Source organism: Lactococcus sp. LG1074, assembly GCF_017309525.1.
GTDB lineage: Bacteria > Bacillota > Bacilli > Lactobacillales > Streptococcaceae > Lactococcus > Lactococcus petauri.
The window spans coordinates 1594568-1608716 of record NZ_CP071293.1 but is presented as its reverse complement, the minus strand read 5'-3'; the positions used below and the strand labels follow the sequence as shown (position 1 = coordinate 1608716).

The following is a 14149-nucleotide window of genomic DNA, read 5'->3' as shown; positions in this document are numbered from 1 at the left end:
ATGTTAAAAGTTGAAAATATGAAGGTTGAGTATTCGGGAAAAGAGATTCTTTCTGATATTAATTTTTCTGTCAAGGCAGGGGAAAGGTTAGCAATTTTAGGACCAAACGGTAGTGGGAAATCAACGCTTTTAAAGAGTCTAGCTGGTTTGCTAAAATATCAAGGAAAAATTGAGCTAAACGAACAATCATTGACCACATTAAAAAGAATTGAATTAGCAGAAAAAGTGGCTCTTCTTTCTCAAAATCCAGCTGTATATTTTTCTTATTCCGTCTATGAAACTTTGATGATGGGACTCTACACCCAGCTGAGAAAACGATTTATGGCAGTGGCAAGCGCCCAAGATAAAGCACGTGTAGCCGAAGTAATAGCCGCATTTGATTTGGATACGATAAAAGATCAACAACTGTCAACACTTTCTGGCGGCCAGCTGCAGCGTGTCTTTTTAGCCCGGACTTTATTACAGAACCCTCAGGTTGTTTTATTGGATGAACCCAATAATCATTTGGATATTTATTATCAACTAGAAATGTTGCGCAATATTGATGAGTATTTTGCTCAAAATCAAATCATCATTGCTGTTTTTCATGATATTAATTTAGCTCTGTCTTTTTCAGAAAATGTTCTAGTTTTACATGAGGGAAAAATAGTAAAACAAGGAAAAGCAAACGAAGTACTTTCTAGAAGTTTTTTGGAGCAAGTTTACCAAACCGATGTTCTTGCTTATATGCTTGAAAAACATAAATTTTGGCATAAAATGGATAAAAAGGGAGAATAGTTATCTGCTTAGCTGATACAATGGGAAAATGTATTGAGATACTTAAAGTAAAAATATACCTTTACCAAAAAGCAACGTACTGTTGCTTTTTTTGTATGAAGAGAATGATTATTTTTTACAATCTGTTTTATAAGAGAAGTTAAAAATTTCATTGGAAAGTGAGCGTTTTCTTTTGTGGCGCCCGAATGCCTAAAACCGTTATAGATTGCTCTTACAAAGCTTTTTTTATCCTCAAAAATATAGTATAATGGGCACAGTGCTGTTCTATACAAAAATGAGTTTACTTTTGAGAAAGCAAATTGATTTTTGGATAGAAATGAGAAGCACTGAAATCTCGAAAAGTGGGAGAAAACATGACAAAAGAAACTTTCAGAATGAATTTTGCAGGACGCGAGCTTGTTGTTGAAACAGGTCAAGTTGCCAAGCAAGCCAATGGCGCAGTTATTGTTCGCTATGGAGACACAACCGTGCTAACTGCAGCGACCATGTCGAAAAAAATGGCAAACGGTGACTTTTTCCCTTTGCAAGTTAATTATGAAGAAAAAATGTATGCCGCAGGAAAATTTCCTGGAGGTTTTAATAAGCGTGAAGCACGACCATCCACTTATGCTACTCTGACTGCCCGGTTGATTGATCGCCCTATACGCCCAATGTTTGCTGACGGTTTTCGAAATGAAGTACAAGTAATCAATACTGTACTCTCTTATGATGAAAATGCAAGTGGGCGTATGGCAGCGATGTTTGGAAGTTCCTTGGCATTAGCTATTTCAGATATTCCTTTTGACGGTCCGATTGCGGGTGTTGAAGTGGGCTATATCAATGGTGAAATTATCATTAATCCCGATGTTGCACAGATGCAAAAGTCTGATTTGGATCTTGCTGTCGCTGGGAATATTGATGCGATTAATATGGTAGAGTCAGGTGCAAAGGAACTATCAGAAACAATCATGCTCGATGCCCTCCTTGCAGGACACGAAGCGATTAAAGAACTTATTGCTTTCCAAAATGAGATTGTAGCCAAAGTTGGTAAGAACAAGGCAGAAGTTGAACTTCTGCGTGTTGATGAAACATTGAAAGCCCAAATTATTGCAGACTATAATAAAGACTTACAAGCTGCTGTACAAGTAGAAGAAAAACTTGCGCGTGAAGCGGCCACTCAAGCTGTTAAAGATCGTGTCAAAGCAGAATATGAAACAGCTTATGCCGAACATGAAGAGTTTGAGCGCATTATGCGTGATGTTTCTGAGATTCTGGAGGGAATGGAACATACAGAAGTCCGTCGCCTCATAACAGAGGATAAAATTCGCCCTGATGGTCGTAAAGTCGATGAGATTCGTCCTTTAGAAGCAGAAATCGACTTTACACCGAATACAATTACACACGGCTCAGCTCTCTTTACACGTGGGCAAACGCAAGTCTTGTCAACTTTGACTCTGGCTCCGATGGGGGAAGCACAAGTCATTGATGGCTTGGATCTGGAATATAAAAAACGTTTCATGCACCACTATAATTTCCCGCAGTATTCAGTGGGAGAAACTGGACGTTATGGTGCACCTGGTCGCCGCGAAATAGGGCATGGTGCACTTGGTGAGCGTGCGCTTGAGCAAGTTATGCCGTCACTTGAAGAATTTCCTTATGCTGTACGTTTAGTTGCGGAAGTACTAGAGTCAAATGGTTCTTCATCACAAGCTTCGATTTGTGCAGGAACATTAGCCTTGATGGCTGGAGGAGTACCAATCAAGGCGCCAGTAGCTGGAATTGCTATGGGCTTAATCTCAGACGGCTCCAACTATACTATTTTGACAGATATTCAAGGTTTGGAAGATCACTTTGGCGATATGGATTTCAAAGTTGCTGGTACACGCGAGGGAATTACTGCTTTACAAATGGACATCAAAATTTCAGGAATTACTGCCGAAATTTTGGCAGAAGCACTTGCACAAGCAAAACGCGCCCGCTTTGAAATATTAGATGTGATTGAAGCCACAATTTCGGAACCCCGTCCAAATCTTGCACCATCTGCACCTAAAATTGATACGATTAAAATTGATGCGGATAAAATTAAGGTTGTTATTGGTAAGGGCGGCGAAACGATCGACAAAATCATCGAAGAAACAGGAGTCAAAATTGACATCGATGAAGATGGACTTTGTTCTATCTTTTCTCCTGATCAGACAGCGATTAACCGTGCGAAAGAAATCATTACAGAATTGGTCCGCGAAGCCAAAGTCGGCGATGTGTATGAAGCAAAGGTTGTAAGAATCGAAAAATTCGGTGCATTTGTTCATCTTTTTGGCCATACTGATGCGATGGTACATATTTCAGAACTTGCATGGAATCGCACGAACAAAGTAGAAGATGCTTTGAAGCTTGGAGATGTTGTTAAAGTTAAGATTACAAAAGTTGATGATAAAGGTCGTGTTGATGCCTCAGTACGTGCTTTGCTAGAAAAACCAGAAGGCTATGAAGAACCTGAGCATAAGCCACGCGAACGTCGTAATGGGAAGAACGGTAATGGTCACCGTGGATATCATAAAGAAAAAACATCTGGTCCTAAATTTGAGCGCCGAGAACGCAAAGCATCAGTCATAGATGAAGAGTTTACAGAATTATCAACAACTCGACCAGAGTGATAAAAAGGAGGAAGGCGCAGTGTAATGCGCTTTTCCTATAGATTTTTGCTATAATAAATGAATATGAAAAATAAAAAGAGAGGCTTTTGGCAGGAAGCCATCCGTGTCACAAAAGAAAATGATCCTGCTGCACGAACTGGGCTAGAAGTTCTCTTGACTTATCCGGGAGTAAAAGCTTTAGCAGCACATCGTTTTAGTCATTGGCTGTGGACACATAACCTTAAACTTTGGGCGCGTATGAATTCACAGTTTTGGCGTTTTTGGACACAAATCGAAATTCATCCAGGAGCAACGATTGCCCACGGAGTTTTTATCGATCACGGTTCTGGATTGGTTATCGGGGAGACAGCGATAGTAGAAACAGATGTTAAACTTTATCACGGAGTAACCCTTGGAGGGACAGGGAAAGATAAAGGAAAACGTCACCCTACGGTGCGTAAGGGGGCCTTAATATCAGCACACTCACAGCTGCTTGGTCCTATCGAAATTGGCGAAAATGCCAAAGTCGGTGCTGGTGCTGTTGTCGTAAGTGATGTCCCACCTGAAGTTACAGTAGTAGGTATTCCAGCAAAAGTTGTTCGAGTTAAGGGACAAAAAGACTCAGAGAAAATTTCGTCCATAGAAGAAAAAAGGGAGGCGAGCTACCATGCTTCACATCTATAATACAATGACAAGAAAAATCGAGGAGTTCCATCCTCTCGAAGAAAATAAGATAAAGATGTATGTTTGTGGACCAACAGTCTATAACTATATCCATATCGGGAATGCACGATCTGTTGTTGCTTTCGATTTAATCCGTAGATATATGGAATACCGAGGCTTTGAAGTGATTTACGTCTCTAACTTTACAGATGTTGATGATAAAATTATCAAAGGAGCCTCTCAGGAACATCTTACACCACTTGAATTATCCGACAAATATATTGCCGCATTTTATCAAGATACAGATGCTCTCAATGTTAAACGTGCAACGGTAAATCCAAGAGCAACTAACTATATCGACAAGATGATTACCTTTATTCAAGATTTAATGGATAAAGGGTTCGCTTACGAAGCCGAAGGCGACGTCTATTTCCGTGTTGCAAAATCAAAAGGTTATGCTAAGCTCGCAAATAAAAATTTAGAAGAACTGCTGCAAGGCGCTTCTGGTCGAACAGATGAAGAAACAGTACGTAAAGAAAGCCCAGCGGATTTTGCCTTATGGAAATCCGCGAAAAAAGACGAAATTTCTTGGTCAAGCCCTTGGGGTGAAGGACGTCCAGGGTGGCACATCGAATGTTCAGTGATGAGCAGTGACCTTTTAGGGGATACTTTAGATATACATGCGGGAGGAGCTGATCTGGAGTTCCCTCATCATACCAATGAAATTGCGCAATCAGAAGCTAAAACAGGTAAAAAATTTGTGAACTACTGGATGCACAATGGATTTGTAAATGTTAGCGGTGAAAAAATGTCTAAGTCTTTAGGAAACTTTAAAACCGTGCATGAAATGCTCGACGTAGTAAGTCCAACAGTTCTCCGCTTTTTCTTGGCTACGACTCATTATCGCCGACCTGTTAACTTCACAGATGAAGCCGTACAAGATGCAGAAAATAATGTCAAGAAGATTGAAAATGCTTACCGCAATCTTGAAGTAGAAGGTCAGGCTGACTTAGAAGTTCTTGCTAAATTCAAAGCAGAGTTTGAAACAGCAATGGATGAGGACTTTAATATTGCGAATGGTTTAACTGTTTTTTATAACTTTATCACTTGGGTAAATAAGGGAAATGGTGGATTAGAAGTTAAAGCCTTCTTTGAGGATGTTCTCTTAATTCTCGGTTTGCGTTTTGAAAATCAAGATACAAGATTAGATGCTGAAATTGAAGACTTAATCGAAGCAAGACAAGCGGCAAGAGCAGCACGAGATTTTGCTCAAGCAGATAAGATTCGTGATGAATTAAAGGCACAAGGGATTGTGCTTGAAGATACTGCTCAAGGTGTGAGGTGGCATCGTGAATAAAAAAGATGCAGAGTTATTAAATGGTGTAGCACTCGCCTATATCGGAGATGCTGTTTATGAAGTTTTCGTTAGAGATTATCTCCTCGATAAAGGATTAACCAAACCTGGAGAACTTCAGCGACAAGCCACGCAATATGTTTCCGCTAAAGCACAGGCTGCCTTAATTCGTAAAATGGAAGACGTTGACTTTCTAACAGAAGAGGAACTTCTTTATTTCAAGCGTGGACGAAATGCGCACTCTAAAACAACAGCGAAAAACACAGATGTTGTGACTTATCGTATATCTACAGGCTTCGAAGCAGTTGTAGGTTTCTTACACTTGACTAAAAAGACCGAACGTTTAGAGGAGTTTGCTGCGTTTTGCATTAAGAATATTGACATATCTGTAAAATAGTGCAAAATATTTCTCAAAAGCATATTTTTTCGTTACAATACATAACAAGAGATGTATATTAAAGAAAAGAAGCTGGACAAGAAATATGTATAGAGTAATCACAATGTCAGGCTATGATGAACCATGGTGGTTTTTTGAAGACTGGCAAAAAGATATTCAATCAGTAGATGAATATGAAGACTTCTATCAAGCTTTGAAAAAGTACAAAAGTGAATGGCTAAAAATGGCAAAAAGCTATAAAGAATTTAAAAGCCAAGATGACCTTTTAGCTGCATTCTGGAGAAGTGGAGATGAGATCTGGTGTGAAGAATGCGCAGGATATCTCCAACGCTATCAAAGTTTGATGCTTTTAGAAGATTGGCATGTACTTCCAGTAGAGAAAAAACGCTGGGCGTATGGTAAATCTTCTGGAGAATTACCTCCTAAATTTTGTAATAAATTTTGGGATAAAAATTAATCAAGTATAAAAGACTTTTAGCCATTAAGCTAGAAGTCTTTTAATGTCAAAAAGTCTCCAAGTAAAACGTTATTGAAGATTAAGTTATTTTGTTATAATTATTTTATAATCAAATTCTAATCGAAATGGAAAGGAGCTTTCCTTGAAAAAACTGCTTGTTATCACAGACGTTACATTAGTTTTTACTGCTGTTCTTTTAATTTTTGCTGTGAAACAGGATGAACATTCTGTTGTCGCGCCAACAATAGAGTTTGCGAAAGCAGACCAATACAGCCCAGCAAAAACAGTTAATATTGAGCAAATAAAGATGGGAAATTTTGAAACTATTCATGGGGATTGGGTTAATTATGAAAGTGATATTGATGGCAGAAGAGCACGTGTTTTGGATTCAAAAGTGACGAAGCAGAAACGGGATTTTTATCTCCAATATGGAGGTATAAATGAACAAACAGGACAGATTTATTTGTGGATGTATTTGGAAGGTATTGCTCCTGAAAATGGTTCCCGATTTGAAATATATCCTAAAGGCACACCTATTCCGGTCAAATTAAGGAACGGCACGATTGATTATTCTGGCAAATATGATCCGACATCTCGAGAAAAAGACAGAATACTACCAGAAGGCTCAGCACGAACAGTAGAGGAACTTGCTTCGTTGGTCTTGTATCGTGATGGTGAAGCAGTATCGTAAAAATAAATAGGAAAATACTCTTGAAAAAATTTTTGAAAAGAGTTAAAATAGTCCTATCATAAAAACTCGATGGTCAAGGCTCGGGAAGATATGTGCTTTTTAGCATGTATTTTTCACTGGCTTTGGCTTTTTGTTTTGTAAAAATGGAGAAATTATGGAATTTCAAGAAAAATATGATGTCATAGTGATCGGCGCGGGACATGCTGGTGTAGAAGCAGCACTCGCTTCAGCTCGTATGGGCACCAAAACCCTTCTATTAACAATTAATCTCGACATGGTTGCTTTCATGCCCTGTAATCCTTCAATCGGAGGTTCTGCCAAAGGAATAGTTGTTCGTGAAATTGATGCCTTAGGTGGCGAAATGGGGCGAAATATTGACAAGACCTATATTCAGATGAAGATGTTGAATACCGGTAAAGGGCCTGCTGTCCGTGCCTTACGTGCACAAGCAGACAAGGCACTATATTCGCAAGAAATGAAGCATACAGTAGAAAATCAAGAGAAGCTAACCTTACGTCAAGCTATGGTCGAAGAAATTTTGGTTGATGATGGAAAAGTAACAGGCGTAAAAGTTACAACGGGGGCGAAGTATGCTGCCCAAGCAGTTATTGTTACTACAGGAACTGCTTTACGTGGTGAAATTATCATCGGTGAGCTTAAATATTCCTCAGGACCAAATAATTCGCTAGCCTCTGTCAGCTTGGCTGATAACTTACGCAATTTGGGCTTTGAAATTGGACGCTTTAAAACAGGAACGCCACCACGTGTACTCTCATCAAGTATTAATTACGATGCGACAGAGATTCAACCAGGGGATGAAAAGCCTAATCACTTTAGCTTTTTGTCAAAAGATGAAGATTACCTTACAGAGCAAATTCCTTGTTGGCTGACGTATACAAGTAAGACAACACATGAGATTATACAAGAAAATTTGCACCGTGCTCCAATGTTTTCAGGGATTATCAAAGGTGTCGGCCCGCGTTATTGTCCTTCTATAGAAGATAAAGTTGTACGCTTTGCAGATAAGCCCCGTCACCAACTTTTCTTAGAACCAGAAGGGCGGAATACAGAAGAAGTATACATCCAAGGTTTATCCACAAGTTTACCGGAAGATGTTCAGTTTGATTTGGTCCGTTCTATTCCTGGTTTAGAAGATGCAAAAATGATGCGTACTGGCTATGCTATCGAATATGATGTGGTATTACCTCACCAGCTCCGTCCAACACTGGAAACGAAACTAGTTTCAGGACTTTTCACTGCAGGACAAACAAATGGTACATCTGGCTATGAAGAAGCAGCTGGACAAGGTTTGGTTGCAGGAATCAATGCAAGTCTTAAAGTTCAAGGTAAAGAAGAGCTCATCCTTAAACGAAGTGATGCATATATTGGTGTAATGATTGATGATCTTGTGACTAAAGGAACTTTAGAACCCTATCGTTTACTGACTTCTCGTGCTGAATATCGTTTGATTTTACGCCATGACAATGCAGATATGCGTTTGACATCTATTGGACGAGAAATTGGCTTAGTTGGTGACGAACGCTGGGAGGCTTTCCAAGATAAACTAACTTCTTACCAAACAGAGATTGCTCGTCTCAATAAAGAAAAACTTAAACCACTTGCCGATACGCAAGAAAAACTTGGGATGATGGGATTTGGGCCAATCAAAGATGCTTTGACGGGTATTGAATTTTTAAAACGTCCTGAAGTGAAGTATTCTGATGTAGTTAGATTTGTCGGTGAATCTTCTGAGAAACTTGATCGAACTGTTATTGAACTTATTGAAACAGAAGTTACCTATGAGGGATACATCAAAAAAGCAAAAGAACAAGTTGAAAAGATGCACCGTTTAGAAGCTAAACGCATTCCTAAAAATATGAATTGGGATGCATTAGACAGTATCGCAACGGAAGCACGCCAAAAATTCAAGAAAATAAATCCTGAAACTTTAGGCCAAGCGAGTCGTATTTCAGGAGTAAATCCTGCCGATATTTCCATTTTGATGGTTTATCTTGAAGGAAAAAGATAAAAAACAAGAAACCAGACCCCAAAGTGTCTGGTTTTTTTATAGTCTGTGAACGTGACAACGGCGGGGTTTTCCGAACGAGTGTAAAAAAAAGGGAGAAAAATCACAGTTTATTCTTGACAGAACAAAGTGAGTTTGATAGAATATAATAGTTGTCGCGAGAGAGCGTATCTCTTACGAGAGCGATAGACCTTTGAAAACTGAATAAAGTAGAATGACTATATGCGAGAAGTTAACTTCTTGTATACCAACTGTCAATTCAATAATGAAAGACAAAACAACAGTCAGTTCATTTGATGAACTAAATTTAAATGAGAGTTTGATCCTGGCTCAGGACGAACGCTGGCGGCGTGCCTAATACATGCAAGTCGAGCGATGATTAAAGATAGCTTGCTATTTTTATGAAGAGCGGCGAACGGGTGAGTAACGCGTGGGAAATCTGCCGAGTAGCGGGGGACAACGTTTGGAAACGAACGCTAATACCGCATAACAATGAGAATCGCATGATTCTTATTTGAAAGAAGCAATTGCTTCACTACTTGATGATCCCGCGTTGTATTAGCTAGTTGGTAGTGTAAAGGACTACCAAGGCGATGATACATAGCCGACCTGAGAGGGTGATCGGCCACACTGGGACTGAGACACGGCCCAGACTCCTACGGGAGGCAGCAGTAGGGAATCTTCGGCAATGGGGGCAACCCTGACCGAGCAACGCCGCGTGAGTGAAGAAGGTTTTCGGATCGTAAAACTCTGTTGTTAGAGAAGAACGTTAAGTAGAGTGGAAAATTACTTAAGTGACGGTATCTAACCAGAAAGGGACGGCTAACTACGTGCCAGCAGCCGCGGTAATACGTAGGTCCCAAGCGTTGTCCGGATTTATTGGGCGTAAAGCGAGCGCAGGTGGTTTCTTAAGTCTGATGTAAAAGGCAGTGGCTCAACCATTGTGTGCATTGGAAACTGGGAGACTTGAGTGCAGGAGAGGAGAGTGGAATTCCATGTGTAGCGGTGAAATGCGTAGATATATGGAGGAACACCGGAGGCGAAAGCGGCTCTCTGGCCTGTAACTGACACTGAGGCTCGAAAGCGTGGGGAGCAAACAGGATTAGATACCCTGGTAGTCCACGCCGTAAACGATGAGTGCTAGCTGTAGGGAGCTATAAGTTCTCTGTAGCGCAGCTAACGCATTAAGCACTCCGCCTGGGGAGTACGACCGCAAGGTTGAAACTCAAAGGAATTGACGGGGGCCCGCACAAGCGGTGGAGCATGTGGTTTAATTCGAAGCAACGCGAAGAACCTTACCAGGTCTTGACATACTCGTGCTATCCTTAGAGATAAGGAGTTCCTTCGGGACACGGGATACAGGTGGTGCATGGTTGTCGTCAGCTCGTGTCGTGAGATGTTGGGTTAAGTCCCGCAACGAGCGCAACCCTTATTACTAGTTGCCATCATTAAGTTGGGCACTCTAGTGAGACTGCCGGTGATAAACCGGAGGAAGGTGGGGATGACGTCAAATCATCATGCCCCTTATGACCTGGGCTACACACGTGCTACAATGGATGGTACAACGAGTCGCCAACCCGCGAGGGTGCGCTAATCTCTTAAAACCATTCTCAGTTCGGATTGCAGGCTGCAACTCGCCTGCATGAAGTCGGAATCGCTAGTAATCGCGGATCAGCACGCCGCGGTGAATACGTTCCCGGGCCTTGTACACACCGCCCGTCACACCACGGAAGTTGGGAGTACCCAAAGTAGGTTGCCTAACCGCAAGGAGGGCGCTTCCTAAGGTAAGACCGATGACTGGGGTGAAGTCGTAACAAGGTAGCCGTATCGGAAGGTGCGGCTGGATCACCTCCTTTCTAAGGAATATAAAAAAAGATGTTGTTCTACTTTATTCAGTTTTGAGGGGTCTATAAAGACCAAACAAGCAGTCTTTTGATGCAAGATAGAGAAGATTGCGTTGAGAGAAGGGGCCTTAGCTCAGCTGGGAGAGCGCCTGCTTTGCACGCAGGAGGTCAGCGGTTCGATCCCGCTAGGCTCCATAAGATACGACAGTATCTTGTCAACGAAGACGTTAAAATAGGAATTGATCATTGAAAACTAAATAACAATATCTTATAACGATAAATAAACCGAGAAATGGTAAAACATTTCTGTAAAGCTGCGAATTATTTTAAATAGTTCGAAAAAACTTATACTTGTTTTAATGGCAAAGTTAATAAGGGCGCACGGTGGATGCCTTGGCATTAAGAGCCGAAGAAGGACGTGACTAACGACGATATTCTAGGGGGAGCAGTAAGTACGCATTGATCCCTAGGTCTCCGAATGGGGAAACCCACTATGTTATGCATAGTATCCGTAAGTGAATACATAGCTTACGAGAAGGTAACGCAGAGAACTGAAACATCTAAGTACCTGCAGGAAGAGAAAGTAAAAACGATTTCCTAAGTAGCGGCGAGCGAACGGGAAACAGGCCAAACCAAGAAGCTTGCTTCTTGGGGTTGTAGGACTGCAACGTGGACTTAAAGTCTATAGAAGAATTACCTGGGAAGGTAAGCCAAAGAGAGTAATAGCCTCGTATTTGAAATAGACTTTATACCTAGCAGTATCCTGAGTAGGGCTGGACACGCGAAATCCAGTTTGAATCCGGGAGGACCATCTCCCAAGCCTAAATACTCCTTAATGACCGATAGTGAACCAGTACCGTGAGGGAAAGGTGAAAAGAACCCCGGGAGGGGAGTGAAATAGCACCTGAAACCGTGTGCCTACAAGAAGTTCGAGCCCGTCAATGGGTGAGAGCGTGCCTTTTGTAGAATGAACCGGCGAGTTACGTTATGATGCGAGGTTAAGCTGAAGAGGCGGAGCCGTAGCGAAAGCGAGTCTGAATAGGGCGCTTTAGTATCATGATGTAGACCCGAAACCTAGTGACCTATCCATGAGCAGGTTGAAGGTGCGGTAAGACGCACTGGAGGACCGAACCAGGACACGTTGAAAAGTGTTTGGATGACTTGTGGATAGCGGAGAAATTCCAAACGAACTGGGAGATAGCTGGTTCTCTCCGAAATAGCTTTAGGGCTAGCGTCGCAATTTAAGTGTATTGGAGGTAGAGCACTGTTTGGATGAGGGGCCCATCTCGGGTTACCAATTTCAGATAAACTCCGAATGCTAATACACATGTGCGGCAGTCAGACTGCGAGTGCTAAGATCCGTAGTCGAAAGGGAAACAGCCCAGACCACCAGCTAAGGTCCCAAAATATATGTTAAGTGGAAAAGGATGTGGGGTTGCACAGACAACTAGGATGTTAGCTCAGAAGCAGCTATCATTCAAAGAGTGCGTAATAGCTCACTAGTCGAGTGACCCTGCGCCGAAAATGTACCGGGGCTAAACATATTACCGAAGCTGTGGATTTAATATTAATTAAATGGTAGGAGAGCGTTGTAATCAGCGATGAAGGTATACCGTGAGGGGTGCTGGAGCGATTACAAGTGAGAATGCCGGTATGAGTAGCGCAAGATAAGTGAGAATCTTATCCACCGTAAGACTAAGGTTTCCAGGGGAAGGCTCGTCCGCCCTGGGTTAGTCGGGACCTAAGGCGAGGCCGAAAGGCGTAGTCGATGGACAACAGGTTGATATTCCTGTACTAGTATTGTTAGTGATGGAGGGACGCAGTAGGCTAAAGGGAGCCAGTTAATGGATTCTGGTCTAAGCAGTGAGGTGTGGAATGTGTCAAATGCATTTTCCTTTAACATTGAGCTGTGATGGGGAAGCAACTACGGTTGCGAAGCCCTTGATGTCACACTGCCAAGAAAATCTTCTAGCGTTTAATTCAATACTACCCGTACCGCAAACCGACACAGGTAGTCGAGGCGAGTAGCCTCAGGTGATCGAGAGAACTCTCGTTAAGGAACTCGGCAAAATGACCCCGTAACTTCGGGAGAAGGGGTGCTGTAGAAATACAGCCGCAGTGAAAAGATCCAAGCAACTGTTTATCAAAAACACAGCTCTCTGCTAAACCGCAAGGTGATGTATAGGGGGTGACGCCTGCCCGGTGCTGGAAGGTTAAGAGGAGGGGTTAGCTTAGGCGAAGCTCTGAATTGAAGCCCCAGTAAACGGCGGCCGTAACTATAACGGTCCTAAGGTAGCGAAATTCCTTGTCGGGTAAGTTCCGACCCGCACGAAAGGCGTAATGATTTGGATACTGTCTCAACGAGAGACTCGGTGAAATTTTAGTACCTGTGAAGATGCAGGTTACCCGCGACAGGACGGAAAGACCCCATGGAGCTTTACTGCAGATTGATATTGAGTACCTGTGAAGCATGTACAGGATAGGTAGGAGACTTTGACCTTGGGACGCTAGTTTCAAGTGAGTCGCTGTTGGGATACTACCCTTGCTTCATGGTTGCTCTAACCCACACGCATAATCGGCGTGGGAGACAGTGTCTGTCGGGCAGTTTGACTGGGGCGGTCGCCTCCTAAAGAGTAACGGAGGCGCCCAAAGGTTCCCTCAACATGGTTGGAAATCATGTGTAGAGTGTAAAGGTATAAGGGAGCTTGACTGCGAGAGCTACAACTCGAGCAGGTAGGAAACTAGGGCTTAGTGATCCGGTGGTACCGCATGGAAGGGCCATCGCTCAACGGATAAAAGCTACCCTGGGGATAACAGGCTTATCTCCCCCAAGAGTTCACATCGACGGGGAGGTTTGGCACCTCGATGTCGGCTCGTCGCATCCTGGGGCTGTAGTCGGTCCCAAGGGTTGGGCTGTTCGCCCATTAAAGCGGCACGCGAGCTGGGTTCAGAACGTCGTGAGACAGTTCGGTCCCTATCCGTCGCGGGCGTAGGAAATTTGAGAGGATCTGCCCTTAGTACGAGAGGACCGGGGTGGACTTACCGCTGGTGTACCAGTTGTTCCGCCAGGAGCACCGCTGGGTAGCTATGTAGGGAAGGGATAAGCGCTGAAAGCATCTAAGTGCGAAGCCCACCTCAAGATGAGATTTCCCATTCTTTATGAATTAAGAGCCCTGAGAGATGATCAGGTTGATAGGCTGGAAGTGGAAGTCCTGCGAGGGATGGAGCGGACCAGTACTAATAGCTCGAGGACTTTACCAAGTAATAGAACATATGAGTTCAGCTTTACTTATTTATCAAGAGATTGTTATTTAGTTTTGAGTGTTCA

Annotated in this window: 8 protein-coding genes, 1 tRNA gene and 2 rRNA genes; all 11 read left to right on the top strand. The window is 42.5% G+C overall.

Going from position 1 to position 14149, the window contains the following annotated elements; translation table 11 throughout:
• The 11 genes from J0J36_RS08050 to J0J36_RS08000 all read left to right on the top strand — a co-directional run bounded on the left by J0J36_RS08050 (window position 1) and on the right by J0J36_RS08000 (window position 14082).
• Entirely contained in the window at window positions 1-777 is a 777-nt protein-coding gene (locus tag J0J36_RS08050) for an ABC transporter ATP-binding protein (RefSeq protein WP_206886703.1), read from the top strand.
• A gap of 353 nt (window positions 778-1130) precedes the next feature.
• Window positions 1131-3410, top strand: a complete 2280-nt coding sequence (pnp, locus tag J0J36_RS08045) for a polyribonucleotide nucleotidyltransferase (RefSeq protein ID WP_165719043.1) — start codon at window positions 1131-1133, stop codon at window positions 3408-3410.
• A 63-nt stretch (window positions 3411-3473) separates the two neighbouring features.
• Window positions 3474-4073: a serine O-acetyltransferase gene (gene cysE, locus J0J36_RS08040; protein WP_017370582.1), complete on the top strand. Its 600-nt coding sequence runs from the start codon at window positions 3474-3476 to the stop codon at window positions 4071-4073.
• Window positions 4057-5409 (top strand): cysteine--tRNA ligase, encoded by a 1353-nt coding sequence (gene cysS / locus J0J36_RS08035; RefSeq protein WP_017370583.1) that lies wholly within the window; start codon window positions 4057-4059, stop codon window positions 5407-5409. The genes cysE and cysS overlap by 17 nt, the downstream gene beginning before the upstream one ends.
• Window positions 5402-5803, top strand: coding sequence for a Mini-ribonuclease 3 (locus J0J36_RS08030; protein ID WP_017370584.1), 402 nt, complete (start codon window positions 5402-5404; stop codon window positions 5801-5803). The genes cysS and J0J36_RS08030 overlap by 8 nt, the downstream gene beginning before the upstream one ends.
• Window positions 5804-5888: 85 nt before the next feature.
• Window positions 5889-6260 carry a DUF1033 family protein gene (locus J0J36_RS08025; RefSeq protein WP_017370585.1) on the top strand — a complete coding sequence of 124 codons (372 nt, stop codon included), beginning with the start codon at window positions 5889-5891 and terminating at the stop codon, window positions 6258-6260.
• 142 nt (window positions 6261-6402) lie between these two features.
• Window positions 6403-6951, top strand: a complete 549-nt coding sequence (locus J0J36_RS08020; RefSeq protein ID WP_019292445.1) for a hypothetical protein — start codon at window positions 6403-6405, stop codon at window positions 6949-6951.
• Between the two features lie 154 nt (window positions 6952-7105).
• The gene (gene mnmG / locus J0J36_RS08015) at window positions 7106-8980 is read left to right on the top strand and encodes a tRNA uridine-5-carboxymethylaminomethyl(34) synthesis enzyme MnmG (protein ID WP_019292444.1); all 1875 of its coding nucleotides are present in this window, start codon (window positions 7106-7108) and stop codon (window positions 8978-8980) included.
• Window positions 8981-9284: 304 nt separating this feature from the next.
• Window positions 9285-10833, top strand: a 16S ribosomal RNA gene (locus tag J0J36_RS08010).
• Between the two features lie 110 nt (window positions 10834-10943).
• Window positions 10944-11016: transfer RNA gene (locus J0J36_RS08005), tRNA-Ala, on the top strand.
• 166 nt (window positions 11017-11182) lie between these two features.
• Window positions 11183-14082 (top strand): 23S ribosomal RNA (locus J0J36_RS08000).
• The 16S and 23S rRNA genes sit together here with 1 tRNA gene alongside, the layout of an rRNA operon.
• Window positions 14083-14149 lie beyond the last annotated feature (67 nt).

Excerpts from the sequence above, each read along its gene's own strand:
- J0J36_RS08050 (WP_206886703.1), top strand. The coding sequence starts at position 1 with ATGTTAAAAGTTGAAAATATGAAGGTTGAGTATTCGGGAAAAGAGATT.
- pnp (WP_165719043.1), top strand. The coding sequence starts at position 1,131 with ATGACAAAAGAAACTTTCAGAATGAATTTTGCAGGACGCGAGCTTGTT.
- cysE (WP_017370582.1), top strand. The coding sequence starts at position 3,474 with ATGAAAAATAAAAAGAGAGGCTTTTGGCAGGAAGCCATCCGTGTCACA.
- cysS (WP_017370583.1), top strand. The coding sequence starts at position 4,057 with ATGCTTCACATCTATAATACAATGACAAGAAAAATCGAGGAGTTCCAT.
- J0J36_RS08025 (WP_017370585.1), top strand. The coding sequence starts at position 5,889 with ATGTATAGAGTAATCACAATGTCAGGCTATGATGAACCATGGTGGTTT.
- mnmG (WP_019292444.1), top strand. The coding sequence starts at position 7,106 with ATGGAATTTCAAGAAAAATATGATGTCATAGTGATCGGCGCGGGACAT.